Origin of the sequence: Novosphingobium profundi (assembly GCF_020524485.1) — a bacterium.
Lineage (GTDB): Bacteria > Pseudomonadota > Alphaproteobacteria > Sphingomonadales > Sphingomonadaceae > Novosphingobium > Novosphingobium profundi_A.
Genome location: NZ_JAIVLF010000006.1, coordinates 32,485 through 50,910 on the forward strand (window position 1 = coordinate 32,485; position 18,426 = coordinate 50,910).

Below are 18,426 nucleotides of genomic sequence, written 5' to 3' on the forward strand. Positions count from 1 at the left end.
ATCTCTCCCATCAGGCCTCCTCGTTCGGTGGGAGGCCCTTGCAACCCTGCGCGGCCCGGAAAGAACCGTGCAATCGTTTTGCAGACCTTAGTCTTACGCCGGGAAAGCCCGCAGGCCAAGGGATTTGCGACATGGCGCAGACGCCCGCATGGCGATGCGTCAGGGCACCGCCGCATCGCCGCGCGGCGGTTCTCCGGCCGCCTCCAGCGCGGCGTTCTCCGCATCGGTAAAAACACGGCTGCGGATCACGAAGCGAACCCCCTCGGGCGCCTCCAGGCTCATGCCCGAACCGCGCCCGGGCACGACATCGATGGTCACCTGCGTGTGGCGCCAGTATTCGAACTGCGCCGCCCCGATCCAGACCGGGGTATCGCCCACCAGCGTGCCCAGCAGCACGTCCTGCCCGCCCACGCGAAACTCACCCGCGACAAAGCACATCGGCGCCGAACCGTCGCAGCATCCGCCCGACTGGTGGAACATGAGCGGACCATGCTGGGCGCGCAGCCGCAGGATCCAATCCTGCGCCTCGGGGGTTGCGCAAATGCGCGGGGGAGGTGTCGTGTCGCTCATCGCTGCGCTCCCTAAGTTTCAAAAAGCGATTCCGAGGGCCATCGCCCTCGGGCTCCCAGAAACGTCACCCTTATCTCCCGTGCGCACCGTTGCGGGAGCGAGGTGAGGTCGCCTGGTTTGGGGTCAAGGGGCGATGGCCCCTTGAAAAATCTGTCTTCCTGTCTGCCTCTCAAAAAAGACGGTGGATGACCCGAGGGCCACCCACCGACCCGAGAGACCCGGCGCCACTGGACTGGTGGAGTGAGAGATGGGCGCCGGGAGCGGAGCTCTGTCGGGCTCCTTGGGGGGCTTGCCCAGGACGTTCGGATCAGAAGAAGCCGAGCGCCTTGGGGCTGTAGCTGACAAGCAGGTTCTTGGTCTGCTGGTAGTGGTCCAGCATCATCTTGTGGTTCTCGCGCCCGATGCCCGACTGCTTGAAGCCGCCGAAGGCCGCGTGGGCGGGGTACATGTGGTAGCAGTTGGTCCACACGCGCCCGGCCTGGATGCCGCGGCCAAAGCGGTAGGCGCGCGTCCCGTCGCGGGTCCAGACACCGGCGCCCAGACCATAGAGCGTGTCGTTGGCGATGCTCAGCGCCTCTTCCTCGGTCGAGAACTTGGTCACCGAGAGCACCGGCCCGAAGATCTCCTCCTGGAAGATGCGCATCTTGTTGTGGCCTTCGAGCACGGTGGGCTGCACGTAGTAGCCCTGCGCCATGTCGCCCTCGTGAAGCGCGCGCTCACCGCCGGTGAGGACCTTGGCACCCTCGTCCTTGCCGATCTGGATGTACGAGAGGATCTTCTCCATCTGGTCGTTCGAGGCCTGCGCGCCGATCATCGTGGCGGGGTCGAGCGGGCTGCCCAGCTTGATCGCCTCGACGCGCTTGATCGCCTTCTCGATGAAGGCATCGTAGATCGATTCGTGCACCAGCGCGCGGCTCGGGCAGGTGCAGACCTCGCCCTGATTGAGCGCGAACATGGCGAAGCCTTCGAGCGCCTTGTCGAGGAAATCATCGTCCTGCGCCATGACATCCTCGAAGAAGATGTTGGGGCTCTTGCCGCCCAGCTCCAGCGTGCAGGGGATGAGGTTCTCGCTCGCGTACTGCATGATGAGGCGGCCGGTGGTTGTCTCCCCGGTAAACGCGATCTTGGCGATGCGCTTGTTCGTGGCGAGCGGCTTGCCCGCCTCGACGCCAAAGCCGTTGACGATGTTGAGGACACCTGCGGGCAGGATGTCGGCGATCATCTCGGCGAGCACCAGGATCGACATCGGGGTCTGCTCGGCGGGCTTGAGCACCACGCAGTTGCCAGCCGCCAGCGCCGGAGCAAGCTTCCAGGCCGCCATCAGCAGCGGGAAGTTCCACGGAATGATCTGGCCCACGACGCCCAGCGGCTCGTGGAAGTGGTAGGCGACGGTGTCGTGGTCGATCTCGCCGATGGAGCCTTCCTGGGCGCGCACGCAGGCCGCAAAGTAGCGGAAGTGGTCAATCGCCAGCGGCACGTCGGCGGCGGTCGTCTCGCGGATCGGCTTGCCGTTGTCGATGGTCTCGACCAGCGCGAGCTTGTCGAGGTTGGCTTCCAGCCGGTCGGCGATCTTCAGAAGCGTGTTGGAACGCTCGGTCGAAGAGGCTTTGCCCCAGGCGTCCTTCGCCGCGTGCGCGGCATCGAGCGCAAGCTCGATGTCCTCAGCCGTACCGCGCGCCACCTGGCACACCACCTGTCCGGTGACCGGCGAGACATTGTCGAAGTACTGTCCCTTGACGGGCGCGACCCATTTGCCGCCGATGAAATTGTCGAACTTGTCCCGGATAAGCGTTGCGCCCGAGAACTTGCTCATGGCCTGTTCCAGCATCCCCATATCTCCAACTTGACCGCATCGCTCTTGCGCGATTTTTCGAAGGCCACATTGGGACGCGAGGCGCCATGCGCCAATTGTACCATGGGACGATAGACCTTGGTCGGGGATCGGTGGTCGGGGGCAGCTGCCCCGCCCTTCAAAGCCTCTCGGACAGGACGCAGACCGGGCAGGCTTCCTCGGGCAGGTCGGCAAGCGCATCGACCATCGCGCGCACGGCGGGCAGGCGCGCCGTCTGTGCCGGGCAAGGCGTCCCTTCGCGCGCGGCCTCCACCGCCCGCAGCGCCGCTTCGGCCAATGGATTGATGACCGGGACCGGGGCCCCCTCGGCCAGTCGTTCCGCGATGGACGACATGCAGGTGCAGCCCAGCAGGATCGCCTCGGCCCCGTCCGCCACGGCCCGCGCCATGCTGGAGCGGACGCGCGCAAGGATATCGCCTGCGCCCTCCCCGATCCGACCGAGATAGCCATCTGGGCCCGAGAGATCGGCCAGGTCGGCCTCCTCGCCCACGTTGTAGATACCTGTGCAGACCCCGGCATGGTCGTAGAGCCGCAGCAGATCACAGGGGATGAAGTTCATCGAGGCAGGCCAGACGGTGACGATGGCAAAGCGTCCCAGGGCCGCCGCGCGCGCCATGCCCGCCTCGCCCGCGCCGACGACAGGCACGCCAGCGCCGCTGCGCAAGGCCGTGAGACCATAGTCCCCCAGCGTGTCGAGGACGAGCGCATCGGCCCCGGCCTCAACGGCCGTGAGCCCCGCTTCAAAATGCCCGAGCGCCTGCATGTCGCGCGCCGCCGGATCGGACGGGAACACCCCCACCCGTGAGGGAAAGGCGATACGACTGACGTCCTCGGGCAGGACGGCTTCCAGTTCCGGGCGCACCGGCCCCAGGCTGCGCGGGGTTCCAATGAGAGCGAGGCGCATGGCGTTCCTTTCCGGCTCGGTGGACCTTGAGGGCGGGCCCAGCCAATTGATCCATTTTTATGTCAAAACAAATCCTCGCCCGCAAGAAACCGCCGCTCTTCTGGAAAACCGGCCAGGCGCCCCTTGCCTCCCCCCACCCGCATTTGCCAATAGGGCTCCCGTGAGCGCGAATATCGTCATCGGCGACGGGCCACACGGCCAGCCGACAGAGATCGACATCAAGGAACTTCTGGCGACCCGCCTGCTGGTGCAGGGCAATTCCGGGTCCGGAAAGTCGCATCTGCTGCGCCGCCTGCTCGAAGAGAGCGCCAGCCTTGTCCAGCAGATCGTGATCGATCCCGAAGGCGACTTCGTCAGCCTGGCCGAAGAATTCGGCCATGTCGTGATCGACGGCGCGGCCTATGGCGAAGCCGAGATCGTCAAGCTCGGCGCGCGTATCCGCCAGCACCGGGCCTCGGTCGTGCTCGCGCTCGACGAGCTGGAAATCGACAGCCAGATGAAGTGCGCAGCGCAGTTCCTGAACGCCCTGTTCGACGCCCCGCGCGACCAGTGGTATCCCGCGCTTGTCGTCGTCGACGAGGCGCAGATGTTCGCTCCTGCCGCCGCAGGCGAAGTCTCCGAAGAGGCGCGCCGCATTTCGCTGGGCGCGATGACCAACCTCATGTGCCGTGGGCGCAAGCGCGGCCTTGCGGGCGTCATCGCCACGCAGCGCCTTGCCAAGCTCGCCAAGAACGTGGCGGCCGAGGCGTCCAACTTCCTGATGGGCCGCACTTTCCTCGACATCGACATGGCCCGCGCGGCGGACCTGCTCGGCATGGAGCGCCGCCAGGCCGAGGAAATCCGGGACCTGGGACGCGGCCAGTTCCTCGGGCTTGGCCCGGCGATCTCGCGCCGCCCGGTCAAGACGCAGATCGGTTCGGTCAAGACCGGCGCCAAGTCGGTAACGCCCGGCCTCATGCCGCTCCCGGAAGCCTCCACCGAGGACATGCGCGAGCTGCTCCACGACAACCTCCACGTCGAGCCGGAAAAGCCCGACTTCGTGCGGCCCGTGCGCCGCCGCATGGAAATGGAGGAGCTTGACCAGAGCATCGCGTCGGGCCCCGCCGCCGAGGCCCTGCCCCCGCGCGCCGAACGCCCCGAGCCCGAGCCGGAGGAAAACCGCGCCGCCATGCTCGAGATCCTGAACGAGATGGCCAAGGACGAGGACAGCCTGTTCCAGTCCTCGACCACGCTGTTCCAGGACTTCACGATCCGCTGCCGGATGAAGGGCATTTCGGTGCGCAGCCTTGATGCGACGATGTTCCGCCGGGGCTTTGCCGCCGCTGTCGCCGGGATCGAGGACCCCGAGGACGAACGCTGGTTCGACCTTGTGAACCTGGCCAAGCACGTCCCCGACGACGCGCTCGCCCCGTTCTACGTGATCGCCCGCGCGGCCATGGACAACGAGCCATGCCCCGACGATGACCGGCTCGCCAAGATCTACGGCACCAGTTCGCCGCGCCGCATCCAGCGCCTGCTCGACTATCTGGAAAAGGACGGGCTGATCGTGGTGCGCACCGACTTTGCCGGCAAGCGCTCGGTCGGCGTGCCCGATCTGGGCGTGACAACCGCCGCCGTCGAGGCGTAAAAGCCCCCGCACATGGCCGAGATCGTCAACCTTCGCATGGCCCGCAAGGCGAAGGCCCGCGCCGATGCCCGTGCGCAGGCCGAGGAAGCGCGCGCGCGCCACGGCGCCAGCAAGGCCACGCGCGCGAAGACCTCCTCGGAGATTGCCCGGCTGGAGCGCACTGTGGACGGCGCCCGCCGCGAAAAGGACACCGACTGATGCGCACGACCTACCTCGAGGCGACCGTGCGCCTCTACCACTTGAGCGATGCGATGGAGGGGGGCGCCGCCGAAACGCTGTTCTACGGCACTTTGACGCAGGCCATGCAGATCGCCGCGCAGCAGGACGAGGCGACGCAGGAAGGCCTGTTCATCGCCACCGACAACGATGTCGTTGCCTATCTCGACTTGATGGAAGGCTGAATTTTATTTCAAGGAGCCATCGCCCCTTGACCCCAAAACGGGCGACCTCACCTTTCTCAGCCAAGGCAGCGCGGTAAAGGTGAGGTGGACAGTTCCGGGAGCCCGAGGGCGATGGCCCTCGGAAACCTTCTACCTGCCCCACCCCGCAGGTGCCTCGGTGGCCGCGCGCGGTGGGACAGGCAGTTCGCAAGGACCGGCGTTGCCGATCCCTATCGGGTTCTTAGAAGCGCGCCTGCAGGCCGCCTGCGACATAGCCGTCGCCCACGTTCACCTTGGCGTCGAGCATCGGCATGACCGGCATCGAGGCCGTACCATAAGCCCGCACCGAATCGCCCATGTAGCGCGCGCCCACGCCCAGCGTGACCATCGGCAGGCTGTAGCTGGCTTCAAGGCGGCCATAGGCCTTGAGGCCGGTGCCGTCGCAGTGGTCATCGTTCACCGCGACATCGTCGATGCGGCGGTAGCACACGCCATCGTCCGAGGTGTAGCGCGGGTGGTCCTTGTCGTAGATGAAGGCGCCGACCGAAGGCGTCACGGCAAAGCCGCCGTCGCGCAGGATCGGGTAGCCCACGCCCAGTTCGCCGCCCCACTGGCCCTTCCACTTGGCGACATTCGCCTCGGCGGTGACCTGCGCCGCGGCGGGCGAGGCGGCCAGCAGCGATCCGCCCAGGGCTGCAGCGGCTAGGGCGAGGATGTGGCGGTGCGACATGGTTCGTATCCTTTTCGGGTATGCACAAAGAGGCACACACGGCCTCCCCCGCGCATGCTGGCGGCCCTGTTGCGCATCGTGCCCCGCAGCGACAAGCAGGGCGCACGCAGTCCGTCCCGCCCGCCCGTCACCTCACCGCTATCCCGTACAAAAAACGCGCCGGACCGTGGGTTTAGGCAGGGGCAAAGCCTCGGTCAGACCATTGCGTCGAGCGCGTCGCCCACCGGCGTATCGCCATCGGTCAGCTCCAGGATCGTGCGCGAGAGCTGCGGGCGTTCAAGGATTCCGGCGAGCACCTGCGCCACGTGGTCGCGCGACACGTTGCCGTAGGGAAGCGCGAGGCCCAGCGCGATCCTGCCATCGCCGCCCTCGGAACTGAGCGTGCCCGGGCGCACAATCACCCAGTCGAGATCGCTCTGTGAGAGATGCGCGTCGGTCAGCTTCTTGATGCGCATGTAGTTCTCGAACCCCTCCTTGGGCTCGGCATCGCGCCCCGCTTCGGGGAAGGCCGAGACCAGCAGGAAGCGTGTCGCGCCCGCCTTGCGCGCGGCTGCGACCGCCTTGACCAGCCCGTCGCCGTCCACCGCCTGGGTAAGCTCGTAGCTCGCCCCGCCCGCACCGGCCGAGAACACGACCGCATCGGCACCTTCCATGCGCTCGGCCAGTTCATCGACGCTGAGCGCGGTGATATCGCCTGCCACCGGCTTGCCGCCCTTGTCGGCGAGGATCTGCGCCTGTTCGCTCTTGCGGTGCATGGCGAGCGGCACATGGCCCGCCTCGGCCAGCAGGGGGACAAGACGCGAGCCGACCTTGCCAGCGGCACCGATGATGAAGACGTTCATACTGTTCGTTCCTGTTCTGGTGCGACAGGCAGGCGCAGGCCGCCTGTCTTTTTCCATGTCCTTGCCAACCCATGTCGGAACGCGGGGTTCCGATGACAACCACTTGGGACGAAGCGATTTCCCCTCTCCCGCCGGGCCGCGATGCCTGGCCGCGCAACAGGAAGTTCCCCCCACGCCATTGTCTCTTGGGCCCGCTTGCCATAACCGGCACCGAGGATGACACGGCTCGACCCCTTTCTGACACAGGCCCTCGCGCGGATCGACACGGCCGGGCAGCGCCGCACCTTGCGCCCGGCCCATCTCGATGGCGCCGGCCGGATCGTGCGCGAGGGGCGCATCCTCGTCGACTTCTCCAGCAACGATTACCTGGGGCTGGCCCGCCACCCCGAGCTGAGCGCGCGCGCCATCGCCTGGACTGAGCGCCTCGGCACCGGATCGGGGGCCTCGCGCCTCGTCACGGGCACCAGCGCCGAGCAACTGGCGCTGGAAACGCGCATCGCCCGCTTCAAGCACACCGAGGCCGCGCTCGTCTTCGCCAGCGGCTGGCAGGCCAACGCCACGGTCATCCCCGCCCTGCTGTCTGCCGTGCCGGGCTGCGTGGTCTTCACCGACCGGCTGATCCACGCCTCGATGCACGCAGGACTGGCCAGTGCAGGCGTGCGCCAGGTGCGCTTTCGCCACAACGACCTCGACCACCTCGAAACCCTGCTGGAGAGCAAGGGCCGCGAGGCGCCTGCCCGCCTGATCCTGACCGAAAGCGTATTCTCGATGGACGGCGACCGCGCGGACCTCGCCCGCCTGGCCGACATCGCGCAGCGCCACGAGGCCGCGCTCTATGTCGACGAGGCCCACGCGACCGGCGTGCTGGGTCCCGGCGGCGCGGGCCTCTCAGGCGACGTGCCCGGGCGTATCGATCTTGTCATGGGCACCTTCAGCAAGGCGCTCGGCGGCTTTGGGGCCTATGTCGCGGGCTCGCGCGTGCTCATCGACTACCTCGTCAACGCGGCGAGCGGGTTCATCTTCACCACCGCGCCGCCCCCTGCCGTGCTGGGCGCCATCGACGCCGCGCTCGACCTCGTGCCCTCCATGGACGCCGAGCGCGCGCATCTGGCCGCTCTGGGCGACCGGCTGCGCGAAGGGCTCGGCGCGCTCGGCCTCGACCACGGCGCCTCCAGCACCCAGATCGTGCCTGCCGTGATCGGCCCGGAGGCCGAGACCCTCGCGCTCTCGGCCCGGCTCGACGCGGCCGGGTTCCTCGTCTCGGCGATCCGCCCGCCCACCGTTCCCCCCGGGTCGAGCCGCCTGCGCATCGCGCTGCGCGCCGCCCATTCTTTCGACGACATCGACGCGCTGCTGAGCGCGCTCAAGGACGCCTTGTGAACCTTCTCTTCGCCCATGGCTGGGGCTTTGACGCCGCATTCTGGGAGCCGCTCGCCGCCCTCCTGCCCGAGCATGCGCACGTGTTCGACGACCGAGGCTACTTCGGCGCGCCCACCCCGGCCGAAATCGAAGGCCCCTGCCTTGCCGTGACCCACAGCTTCGGCACCATGCGGGTCCTTACCAATCCGCCTCCGGGGCTGGTCGGCATCATCGCCTTCAACGGCTTCGACCGTTTCAGCGCGCGCACCGGACGCGCCGGGATCCCGGTGCGCGTAATCGACCGCATGCTGCGCCGCTTCACCCAGAGCCCCGAAACCGTGCTCGCCGAATTTCGCGCGACCTGTGGCGATACGGCGCTGGTACCCACACCCGTCCCTGATCCCCTGCGCGAAGACCTGCTGCGCCTGCGCGACGGCGAATGCCCGCCCCCAGCCGTCCCGCTCACTTCGGTCCAGGGCCGCGCCGATCCGCTCCTTCCTCGCGAGATGCGCGAAAGCGTCTTTCCGCGCGGCGAGGTGCGCCGGGTGAGCCATGCAGGCGGCCATCTCCTGCCTGTCGAGGACCCGGCCTTCTGCGCCGAGACGGTGCGCGCCATGGTCGGCGCACTGGTCGCCTGAGGCTGGCCTTGCGCGTCCCCCGCGATCAGATCGCCCGCGCCTTTTCGGGTGCCCACGGCTACGAAGCCCACGCCCCGGTCCAGCGCGAGGTCGCCCGCGCACTGGCGACCCGCATCGCCGCGCTCGATCTGCCCCGCGACCTTCGCGGCCTGGAAATCGGCTGTGGTACCGGCTTCCTGACCCGCGAACTGCAGGCCGCCCACGTCACCGGGGACTGGCTCGTCACCGACCTTTCACCCGCTATGGTCGCACGCTGCCGTGCGGCGCTGGGCGAAAGCGCGCGCCACCGCTTCGCCGCGCTCGACGGCGAGACCGGAACACCCGAAGGCGGCCCTTTCGATCTTCTCTGCTCCAGCCTGGCCCTGCAGTGGTTTGCCGACGCGCCCGCAGCGCTTGCCCGCATGGCCGGATGGCTGGCGCCGGGCGGCCATCTTGTCGTCACCACGCTGGGGCCCGAGACGTTTGCCGAGTGGCGCGCTGCGCACGAAGCGCTGGGCCTGGTCCCAGGAACCCCCGCCTTTCTGCCCCCCGAAGCTTACACGCAGATCCCCGGAGCCGACGTCACCGTCACGCGCCACGTCCAGCGCAGCGCGGACGCGCGCGCCTTCCTGCGCAGCGTCAAGGCAATCGGCGCAGGTACCGCGCATGGCGCCCACACGCCGCTCACCCCTACGCAACTTCGCGAGGTCATGGCGCAATTCGACATTAACGGATCCACGGCCACCTACGAAGTCGTGACGATCCACCTGACCCGCCCCCCGATCCGGACAAGGTGATTGTACCGATGACCGACCTGCCTTCCGCCCGCCACACCCTGATTGTCACCGGCACCGACACCGAAATCGGCAAGACGGTCTTCGCCGCCGCGCTGGCGGGCGCCCTTGGCGCGCACTACTGGAAACCCGTGCAGGCCGGGGTCGAGCCCGAGGACGCGTTTGGCGAAACCGACGCGCTGCGCGTCGCAGGGCTCTCCGGTCTGGAGCGCGAAAAGATCCTGCCCGAAGCCTACCGCCTCGCCACCCCCTGCTCGCCCCACCTCGCCGCCGAGATCGACGGGGTGGAGATCGACCCGGCGCGTCTGTCCCTCCCCGCCGTGTCCGGCCCGCTGGTGGTCGAAGGTGCGGGCGGCGTCCACGTTCCCATCTCACGGCGCGAGACTTATGCGGACCAGTTCGTGCGCTGGGGCGCGCCGGTGATCCTGGTGGCCCGCACGCAGCTGGGCACGATCAACCACACGCTGCTCTCGCTCGAGGCGCTGCGCGCCCGCGCTATCCCTGTGCTCGGGGTTGCCTTCGTGGGCGAGGAAGTAAAGGACAGCGAAGAGATCATCTGCGCCATGGGCGGCGCGAAGCGGCTGGGCCGCCTGCCACGCCTCGATCCGCTCAGCCCCGAGGCGCTTGCTGCCGCCTTCGCTGCGAACTTCAACCTGGAGGACTTCGCCCCATGAGCTCCACGCCCCCCGCATCATCGATCTGGCACCCCTTCACCCAGCACGGCCTGGGCGAGCCGATCCCCGAGGTTTCCAGCGCGCAGGGTGCGGTGCTGCACCTCGCCGACGGGCGCTCCATGATCGATGCGATCTCGTCCTGGTGGGTAACGACGCACGGGCACTGCAACCCCCGGATCATGGCCGCAATCGCCGAGCAGGCGGGCAAGCTCGACCAGATGATCTTTGCAGGCTGGACCCATGGCCCCGCCGAAGAGGTGGCCCGAGGCCTTCGCGAGATCATGCCCGAAAGCCTGACTCGCGTGTTCTTCTCCGATTCCGGATCAACCAGCGTCGAGGTCGCGCTCAAGATGGCGCTCGGCTACTGGCACTGGCAGGGTGAGGCCCGCTCGCGCATCCTCGTCATGGAAAATTCCTACCACGGCGACACCATCGGCGCGATGTCGGTGGGCGAGCGCGGCGTGTTCAACCAGCCTTACGACCCGCTGCTCTTCGATGTCGGACGCATTCCCTTTCCCGCAGCGGGCCACGAAGAGGCGACGCTCGAAGCCCTTGAGAGCTTCTGCCGAATGGGCGACACCGCCGCGCTGATCGTCGAGCCGCTCGTGCTGGGGGCTGGCGGTATGCTGTTCTACAGCGCCGAGGTCCTGGGCCAGATGCGCGCGATCTGCGCAGAGCATGGCGTGCTCTTCATTGCGGACGAAGTGATGACCGGCTGGGGCCGCACCGGCACGCTGCTCGCGTGCGAACAGGCGGACATCGAGCCCGACATCCTGTGCCTGTCCAAGGGCCTGACAGGCGGCGCGGTGCCGCTCGCCGTGACGATGGCGAGCGAGGCGATTTACGAAGCGCACCTCTCCACCGACCGCGCGCGCATGTTCTTCCACTCCTCCAGCTACACCGCCAATCCGCTCGCCTGCGCCGCGGCCGCCGCGAACCTGGCGATCTGGCGCGAGGAACCCGTGCGCGAACGCATCGCACAGTTGAGCGCCAAGCAGGCATCCTGGCTCGACAAACTGGGGCAGGTCTACCACTTCAACAACGCACGGAGCCTCGGCACGATTGCCGCGCTCGACCTCAAGAGTGACGGGGCGACCGGCTACATGAATGACCTGGCGCCCCGGCTCATGGCCTTCTTCCGCGAACGCGGCGTGCTGCTGCGCCCGCTGGGCAACACGGTCTACGTGATGCCCCCCTATGGCATCACCGACGAGGAACTCGCCACCGTGTGGGATGCCATCGGTGAGGCCGTGCTCTGCTTCTGAAGCTTGGGAATTGGGCTGCGGGACAAGAAGAAAGATGATTCCGAGGGCCATCGCCCTCGGGCTCCCCATAATGTCTGGCTCACCTCCCGCGCGCCGCCGTGGCTGAGTAAGGTGAGTTTGCCCATTTTGGGGTCAAGGGGCGATGGCCCCTTGAAAAGCACTTCCTTCTTCCCCGCTCGCCTTCAACTCTCCGCCTTGCGCAGCAGCCCTGACACGGGGATCGCAACGCTCGCGCCTCCCGCCAGTGCCTCACCCTTGAATGTCGCCTCCGCGCCGTCCGGCGAGGTCACGACGATCGCATCGCCGTTGCGGCGGAAGGTCAGGTCTTCCCCAGCCAGGCTGGTGATGGTGACGGAGCCCTCGTCGCTACGCTCGATTGCGCCCTCGATGTCACGAGGCATGAGGTAGCCCGGCAGTAGGTGCTGCTTGAGAAGCGCGGCCATGGCCGCCTTGTCCTCGCCCTGCGTGAGGGCCTCGCCCTCTTCGCCCAGCGCGGCAAAGCTGGCATCGTCGGGGGCCAGCAGGGTGTAGCTGGCGTTGCCCTCAAAGATACCGGCAAGGCCGGTATCCTCCAGCGCATCGGCCACGGTCTCCATGCCGTCTGTATCGTCCAGGAGTTCGGGCACGGGGTCCGAGGCCGGCTCGGCAAGCACGGCCGCGCCGGTTTCATCGGACGCCGGGGTCTCGCCCGAACAGCCCGCCAGAGCCAGCCCGCAGGCGCCGATCAGCGTGAGCGTCCCGGCCCGAAGGCCGGACACGCGGTGCGAAATCTGTGTCATCTTGGGGGTCTCTCCTCGGGGGCTCAAACGAGCAGTTCGATGGCGGCCTGAACCAGGCGCGAGGTCGGATCGAGCTGGTAGATATAGCCGTCGCTGTAGCGGTAGTGTGCGTCGGGGGTGTCGTAATACTGGTCGCGATAGCCGTAGGGGACGTTGTAGACGTCATAGCCGCGCGGCATCGGCTGGCCGACCGCGATGTCGCTGCCCATCAGGAGCCCCGCGATCGAATCGATCCGCGAGGAGCCCGGGTTCATGCGGTAGAGCGTGTCATCGTAGTAGCGATACGAGTTGCCACCACCCAGGCCATAGTAGCTGTTGTAGTAGTCCGGCATCGCCACGCTGTCGTACGAACCCGGCCAGACGTTGCCGATCGCCAGCGCGCCCGCGAGCAGCGGGATGTAATCGAGGATCGAGGAGCCCGAGCCCATGCGCACCATGTAGCCATCAAGATAGCGGTAGTTGCCGCCGCGGTTGAAGCCGCTCCAGTACCAGTCGGGGCGCGACCACGACATGCGCGGCCCACGGTCGAGCCCGGGCGGGGTACAGCCATTGTATTTCTTGGCGAGCCCCGGCGGGCAACCATCGTAGACCCGGCGCCGGTCGATCCGGCCCCAGTCGATGGTGCGATCCCGCGTCAGTACACGCACGCGCTCGTTGGTGGGCACGATGAAATCGCGTCCGCCCGGACCGCTGTAACTGACACGGCGAATGTCGCCGCGCTCGGGCCGGTGCGCCACGTTGGAGGGATGGGCATTGCCGCGCAGCCGCGCGTCGCTGTTGCCGTTCCCCGGTGCGCCCGCCATGGGCGGGGCTTTCCCGTTGCCCCCGCCATTGCCATTGCCATTGCCATTTCCGTTCCCGCGCGCAGGGCCGTTGCCCGGTCCCTTGGCGATAGCGTTGCCGTTGCCGCCGCCGTTACCGTTCCCGGGGCCGCCCCGACCGTTGCCTTGCGGGCCCTTGTCGGCGCGGGCTTGCGGGGCGCCGCCGCCCGGTCCCTTACCGCCGCCGTTGCCCTGCCCATTGCCAGCGCTCCGGTCGGGACCGCCGCCCCGATTCTGGGCCTTGGCCGGACCTCCGCCCTTATTGCCACCGTTGTTGCCGCCGTTGTTTCCGGGGCCGCCCCCGCCATTTCCTCCGCCGTTGCCACGCTCCTGCGCGGCCGGCGGACCGCCGCCGTTGCCGCCGCCATTGCCCTTCCCGTTGCCATTGCCGTTCCCGGGCTGGGCGAGCGCCGCGCCAGCCACGAGGGCAAACCCCGCAACCGTTCCGGCCAAAATCGTTTGCGCCTGCCGCATCGAAAATCTCCTTTCGGGGACTTTCAACGCGGCAATCGCCGCGCCTGTTCCCCGCAAGGTCGCGATGCACGCTCGCCCCCGGTCCTCTTCATGCCCCGAAACGGCATGCAAAAAGGGCGCCCGGATTGCTCCAGGCGCCCCACTCGGCGAACCGATTTGCCCCTCCCGCGAAGGGGAGAGAAATGCGCGATCAGGCGCTGTAGTACATGTCGAACTCGACCGCCGAGGGCGTGGTTTCCCAACGCAGCACTTCGGGCCACTTGAGTTCGAGGTAAGCTTCGACCTGGTCGGCGGTGAACACGTCACCTTCGAGCAGGAACGCGTGGTCGGCCTGCAGGGCTTCAAGAGCCTCACGCAGCGAACCGCAGACGGTCGGAACTTCGGCGAGCTCTGCCGGCGGCAGGTCGTAGAGGTTCTTGTCCATGGCTTCGCCCGGGTGGATCTTGTTCTTGATGCCGTCGAGGCCAGCCATCAGCAGCGCCGAGTAGCACAGGTAGGGGTTGGCCATCGCGTCGGGGAAACGGAATTCCACGCGCTTCGACTTGGTGCCGGCACCGTAGGGGATGCGGCACGAGGCCGAACGGTTGCGCGCCGAGTAGGCGAGCAGAACCGGAGCTTCGTAACCCGGGACCAGGCGCTTGTAGCTGTTGGTGGTCGGGTTGGTGAAGGCGTTGAGCGCCTTGGCGTGCTTCACGACACCGCCGATGAAGTACAGGCAGGTCTCCGAGAGGCCAGCGTAGCCGTTGCCCGCGAAGGTGTTGTCGCCGTCGTTCCAGATCGAGATGTGCGTGTGCATGCCCGAACCGTTGTCGGTCTGGATCGGCTTGGGCATGAAGGTGGCCGACTTGCCGTAGGCCTGCGCAACCATCTGCACGACATACTTGTAGATCTGCATGCGGTCAGCGGTGGTGGTCAGCGTGCCGAAGGTCAGGCCGAGCTCGTGCTGGGCAGCCGCCACTTCGTGGTGGTGCTTGTCGCAGGGCAGGCCCATTTCGAGCATGGTGGTGACCATCTCGGCGCGGATGTCCGAGCAGCTGTCGACCGGCGCGACGGGGAAGTAGCCGCCCTTGGCGCGCGGACGGTGGCCCAGGTTGCCGGTGTCGTAGTCGCGGCCGGTGTTGGTCGGCAGCTCGACGTCGTCGATCTTGAAGCCGTTGCCGTCGTAGCCGTCGTAGAACTTCACGTCGTCGAACATGAAGAACTCGGCCTCGGGGCCGACGAACACGGTGTCGCCGAAACCGGCCGACTTGACGAAGGCTTCCGCGCGCTTCGCGGTCGAGCGCGGGTCACGGGCGTAGAGTTCGCCGTTCGAGGGCTCGACGATGTCGCAGAACACGATCAGCATCGGGGTGGCCGAGAACGGGTCGGTGTAGACGGCTTCAAGGTCGGGCTTGAGGATCATGTCCGACTCGTTGATCGTCTTCCAGCCCTCGATCGAGGAACCGTCGAACATCAGGCCGTCTTCGAGCTCGTCTTCACCCAGGACGCCCGCACACATCGTCAGGTGCTGCCACTTGCCCTTGGGATCGGTGAAGCGCAGATCAACCCATTCGATCTCCTCGTCCTTGATCTTGGCAAGGACGTCCTTTGCAGTAGCCATATGTGTGGTTCTCCAATCTTACTTTTCCGCCTCGGGAAAAGGCATAGGGGTGGATGCGCTGTCCGGGAACGCGCCGGGCCCCCTGCCGGTAGCTTTCCCGAGTATCCGACCGGCGAACCGGCCCAGAATGGTTATGCCCGGAGCCTGATGGTCCGGACGGTGTGGTTCGTGGCGCTCACAGAGCCTCGTCGTCGCGCTCTCCGGTGCGGATGCGGATCGCGGTCTCGACGGGAACGACGAAGATCTTGCCGTCGCCGATGCGTCCGGTCTGTGCCGCATCGGCAATGGCTTCGACCACCCGCTCGGCCAGCGTATCCGAAACGACGACTTCCAGCTTCACCTTGGGCAGGAAATCGACGACGTATTCCGCGCCGCGATAGAGTTCGGTGTGTCCCTTCTGACGGCCAAAGCCCTTGGCTTCGGTCACGGTGATCCCGGATACGCCCACTTCGTGCAGCGCCTCCTTGACCTCGTCGAGCTTGAAGGGCTTGATGATAGCTTCGATCTTCTTCACGCCTGACTGGACCTTCTTGCCTTTGCGCCCGGACTGCATTCACGAGGATCCCGTCCGGGACCCAGATTCCTCGCTGCCGATCCTAACAAGAATCGTGCCATTGGATATCATACAGTCGTAGGACAACTGCGCAGGCGCGAAAAGACCGGATTTGCATGATTTGCCCCGCAAGGGTGGCTTTTTCGCAAAGTTTTAACAGCAAGGCCCGCAAGAGTGTGTGCAAGTTTCAGGCAATTGCTGCCTGAAAATTGTGCAATCGCACATCATCGCAAAGAGAGGGGCGCTCGGCGCACGCGCGCAGCCCCCGGCGCCTGCGCGCACGAAGGTTAACGCGCAGAGCCCTGTCGGCCGCACGGGATACACTATTTCCAGAAGGTCCCGAAGGACCCGGCGCCAATGTCAGAGACGCAAGGCCGCGGTCTCGTCGAGACCGGCCATGATGTTGAGGTTCTGCACAGCCGCCCCGCTCGCCCCCTTGCCCAGGTTGTCGAGCATGGCGGCCATGCGTGCCTGGCTTCCATCCGCCGCGCCGAAGACGCGCAGGGTGAGCGCGTCGCTCGGCTCCATCGCGCTGCGCAGGAGCAGTTCACCCGGCTCTTCGTCAAGCACCGAGACGACCGGGCTACCGGCATAGAAGTCGGCCAGCGCGGCGCGCAGGGTGTCGGCGCTGCCCGCCTTGTCCATCATCGCAAGGTGCAGCGGAACTTCAACCAGCATGCCCCGGTGCGCAGGCACCACGGCAGGCGCGAAGACGGGATCGTGGGTGATCCCGGAATGCGCCTTCATCTCGGGCAGGTGCTTGTGGCCCATGGCCAGGCCATAGGCGCGAAAGGCAATGTCGCCCTCTTCCTCGAAACGCGCGATGAGCGCCTTGCCGCCACCCGAGTAGCCAGAGACGGCGTGGCAGACATAGGGCCAGTCGGCGGGCAGCAGGCCTGCGCGCACGAGCGGCGCGACGAGGCTGAGAAAGCCGGTGGGGTAACAGCCCGGATTGCTGACGAAACGCGCGCCCGCAATCGTCTCGTGCCCGACAAGCTCCGGAAAGCCGTAAGCCCAGCCGGGCGCGGTGCGGTGCGCCGAAGAGGCGTCGATCACACGCGTGGTGTCGTTGCGGATCATCGCAACCGCGGCCTTCGCCGCCTCGTCGGGCAGACACAGGATCACGAAATCGGCATCGTTGAGCACCTCAGCGCGCGCGGCATCGTCCTTGCGGCGCGCGTCATCGAGAATGACCAGCTCGAACTCCGGGCGGGCACTCAGGCGATCGGCGATCTCCAGACCCGTGGTTCCGGCCGCGCCGTCGATGAAGACCGTCTGTGCCATCTGCGCTTATTCTCCTGCCTCAGGCGCTTCGATCTGATCGAGCGCCACGTAACCGACAAGGCCATCCTCACCGATCTGCCCCCAGCTCCAGACGCCTGCAATGTCGAGCACGTTGAAGACCGCGCCTTCGCCCAGCTCTGCCAGGACTTCGCCCGTCGTGGTGGGCGCCGAGACCAGCTGCGCGCCCGCCTTCGCGGTGTAGGCGACCGGCACCGCGTAGTGCGGCACGAAGCACAGCCCTGCGAGCTTGATGTGCGCAAGATCGCCGCGCACCGGCAGACAGCCCGGTTCGGCCGTCACCGAAGGGCCGGTCATCGCCAGCATGCCGTCAAGCGGGAGAGTGCGTGTATAAGTGTCGTGTTCGGTCACGTTGAGGCCATCGGTGAAACGGAAGATTGGGGCGCTTATCCCGCTCATCGCAAATACGCAAGTTTCACAGGGCCCGCAGCGCAAATCGCCCCCTGCCCGGCTTGGGCCTTCAAACGGTACAGCATAGGGATCGGCTCTCCTTCGTTGCGTGCGCGCCGGGTTGGATGAGGAGGATGCGACCAGCGGACCCAAGGCGCAAACCCGAAAAGGGCGAGAACGGAAGAAGGAAGACCTTTTCCAAGGGGCCATCGCCCCTTGACCCCATACCGGGCGACCTCACCATTCTCAGCCACGGCAGTGCGAGAGCCTTGAGGTCGACAGTTTGGGGAGCCCGAGAGCGATGGCCCTCGGATACATCATTTTGCTAAATCCTACCCTTCTCGAAACCTCACCAACGCCGAACACAAGTCGGGGGCCGCATGTCCAGTCATGCGGCCCCCTCCCTCACGCAGGGACGCGTGGCCCGGCGCTTTCGAAGTGCGCCGGGCGGTTCGATCAGGTTCAGATCGCGAGTTCGGCTTCGACCGAGCGCAGCTTGATGCGGGCAAGCGCGAGGTTGGCCTGTTTGCGGTCGAGCAGCAGGTAGGCGAACAGGCCCGCGCCCGAATCGTCCGTGAGCGGGCGGATCAGCTGGTAGTGTTCGCCCAGCGTGATGAGCATGTCCTCGACCGGGTCGTTGAGCTTGAGGAGATCCTGCACGTTCATCTGCGCGCGCATCACCTCGCTGCTGCCCGCTGCGGCCAGATCGAGGTCCCCGCCGTCGCGCATTTCGCCGACGGTCGCGATGGTCATGCCGCTTGCGCTATCGACGAGGGCGGCCGCGATGGCGCCGTTGATGGTCATGAGTTCGGCGAGCTTGGCTTCGAAATCCATGGTGTAAATCCTTGAAAGCTGTGCCTCGGCCCGGCTGCGCGCACTGTCAGGGGCAGCGC

20 protein-coding genes are annotated in these 18,426 nt (G+C 66.9%); 8 read left to right on the forward strand and 12 right to left on the reverse strand.

From position 1 onward, the window contains the following. Window positions 1–159: 159 nt before the first annotated feature. The 3 genes from LC060_RS16580 to LC060_RS16590 all read right to left on the reverse strand — a co-directional run bounded on the left by LC060_RS16580 (window position 160) and on the right by LC060_RS16590 (window position 3,326). Window positions 160–570, reverse strand: a complete 411-nt coding sequence (locus LC060_RS16580) for a DUF779 domain-containing protein (protein WP_226637572.1) — start codon at window positions 568–570, stop codon at window positions 160–162. Window positions 571–877: 307 nt separating this feature from the next. Next, window positions 878–2,398, reverse strand: a complete 1,521-nt coding sequence (gene adh / locus LC060_RS16585; RefSeq protein ID WP_226637574.1) for an aldehyde dehydrogenase — start codon at window positions 2,396–2,398, stop codon at window positions 878–880. A 142-nt stretch (window positions 2,399–2,540) separates the two neighbouring features. Then, window positions 2,541–3,326 carry an aspartate/glutamate racemase family protein gene (locus LC060_RS16590; protein WP_226637576.1) on the reverse strand — a complete coding sequence of 262 codons (786 nt, stop codon included), beginning with the start codon at window positions 3,324–3,326 and terminating at the stop codon, window positions 2,541–2,543. Between the two features lie 160 nt (window positions 3,327–3,486). Between LC060_RS16590 and LC060_RS16595 the strand changes: the two genes are divergently transcribed. Genes LC060_RS16595 through LC060_RS16605 form a run of 3 tightly spaced genes read left to right on the forward strand, consistent with a single transcriptional unit; the run spans window position 3,487 to window position 5,354 of the window. Then, a complete protein-coding gene (locus tag LC060_RS16595; protein ID WP_226637578.1) occupies window positions 3,487–4,953 on the forward strand; it encodes a helicase HerA domain-containing protein in 1,467 nt (488 codons plus the stop codon). 12 nt (window positions 4,954–4,965) lie between these two features. Then, a complete protein-coding gene (locus LC060_RS16600; RefSeq protein WP_226637580.1) occupies window positions 4,966–5,151 on the forward strand; it encodes a DUF4169 family protein in 186 nt (61 codons plus the stop codon). Continuing rightward, complete coding sequence (locus LC060_RS16605) at window positions 5,151–5,354, forward strand: hypothetical protein (protein ID WP_226637582.1); 204 nt, start codon at window positions 5,151–5,153, stop codon at window positions 5,352–5,354. The genes LC060_RS16600 and LC060_RS16605 overlap by 1 nt, the downstream gene beginning before the upstream one ends. A 220-nt stretch (window positions 5,355–5,574) precedes the next feature. On the opposite strand, the gene LC060_RS16610 is transcribed toward LC060_RS16605, so the two are convergent. Further along, window positions 5,575–6,063 (reverse strand): hypothetical protein, encoded by a 489-nt coding sequence (locus tag LC060_RS16610; RefSeq protein WP_226637585.1) that lies wholly within the window; start codon window positions 6,061–6,063, stop codon window positions 5,575–5,577. 194 nt (window positions 6,064–6,257) lie between these two features. Next, a complete protein-coding gene (locus LC060_RS16615; protein WP_226637587.1) occupies window positions 6,258–6,905 on the reverse strand; it encodes an NAD(P)H-binding protein in 648 nt (215 codons plus the stop codon). A gap of 216 nt (window positions 6,906–7,121) precedes the next feature. Between LC060_RS16615 and bioF the strand changes: the two genes are divergently transcribed. The 5 genes from bioF to LC060_RS16640 are packed head-to-tail and all read left to right on the forward strand — an operon-like array spanning window position 7,122 to window position 11,614. Beyond that, complete coding sequence (gene bioF / locus LC060_RS16620; protein WP_226637589.1) at window positions 7,122–8,285, forward strand: 8-amino-7-oxononanoate synthase; 1,164 nt, start codon at window positions 7,122–7,124, stop codon at window positions 8,283–8,285. Then, the gene (locus LC060_RS16625) at window positions 8,282–8,902 is read left to right on the forward strand and encodes an alpha/beta fold hydrolase (protein WP_226637592.1); all 621 of its coding nucleotides are present in this window, start codon (window positions 8,282–8,284) and stop codon (window positions 8,900–8,902) included. Before bioF ends, LC060_RS16625 begins: the two co-directional genes overlap by 4 nt. Window positions 8,903–8,910: 8 nt before the next feature. Continuing rightward, window positions 8,911–9,678, forward strand: coding sequence for a methyltransferase (locus LC060_RS16630; protein ID WP_226637594.1), 768 nt, complete (start codon window positions 8,911–8,913; stop codon window positions 9,676–9,678). 8 nt (window positions 9,679–9,686) lie between these two features. Further along, on the forward strand, window positions 9,687–10,349 hold the full coding sequence (gene bioD / locus LC060_RS16635; RefSeq protein WP_226637595.1) for a dethiobiotin synthase: 663 nt from the start codon (window positions 9,687–9,689) through the stop codon (window positions 10,347–10,349). Next, window positions 10,346–11,614, forward strand: coding sequence for an adenosylmethionine--8-amino-7-oxononanoate transaminase (locus LC060_RS16640; RefSeq protein ID WP_226637597.1), 1,269 nt, complete (start codon window positions 10,346–10,348; stop codon window positions 11,612–11,614). Before bioD ends, LC060_RS16640 begins: the two co-directional genes overlap by 4 nt. 182 nt (window positions 11,615–11,796) lie before the next feature. Here LC060_RS16640 and LC060_RS16645 read toward each other — a convergent pair whose 3' ends face one another. The 7 genes from LC060_RS16645 to LC060_RS16675 form a co-directional block, all read right to left on the reverse strand. After that, window positions 11,797–12,393, reverse strand: coding sequence for a fasciclin domain-containing protein (locus tag LC060_RS16645; RefSeq protein WP_226637599.1), 597 nt, complete (start codon window positions 12,391–12,393; stop codon window positions 11,797–11,799). 23 nt (window positions 12,394–12,416) lie between these two features. Then, complete coding sequence (locus LC060_RS16650) at window positions 12,417–13,688, reverse strand: hypothetical protein (RefSeq protein ID WP_226638250.1); 1,272 nt, start codon at window positions 13,686–13,688, stop codon at window positions 12,417–12,419. Window positions 13,689–13,878: 190 nt separating this feature from the next. Next, complete coding sequence (gene glnA, locus LC060_RS16655) at window positions 13,879–15,288, reverse strand: type I glutamate--ammonia ligase (RefSeq protein ID WP_148627682.1); 1,410 nt, start codon at window positions 15,286–15,288, stop codon at window positions 13,879–13,881. A gap of 175 nt (window positions 15,289–15,463) precedes the next feature. Then, entirely contained in the window at window positions 15,464–15,802 is a 339-nt protein-coding gene (locus LC060_RS16660) for a P-II family nitrogen regulator (RefSeq protein ID WP_039392137.1), read from the reverse strand. A 399-nt stretch (window positions 15,803–16,201) separates the two neighbouring features. After that, entirely contained in the window at window positions 16,202–17,125 is a 924-nt protein-coding gene (argC, locus tag LC060_RS16665; RefSeq protein WP_226637602.1) for an N-acetyl-gamma-glutamyl-phosphate reductase, read from the reverse strand. 6 nt (window positions 17,126–17,131) lie between these two features. Further along, window positions 17,132–17,542, reverse strand: a complete 411-nt coding sequence (locus LC060_RS16670; RefSeq protein ID WP_226637605.1) for an SH3 domain-containing protein — start codon at window positions 17,540–17,542, stop codon at window positions 17,132–17,134. Window positions 17,543–17,995: 453 nt separating this feature from the next. Beyond that, window positions 17,996–18,367 (reverse strand): hypothetical protein, encoded by a 372-nt coding sequence (locus LC060_RS16675; protein WP_039390392.1) that lies wholly within the window; start codon window positions 18,365–18,367, stop codon window positions 17,996–17,998. Window positions 18,368–18,426: the final 59 nt, after the last annotated feature.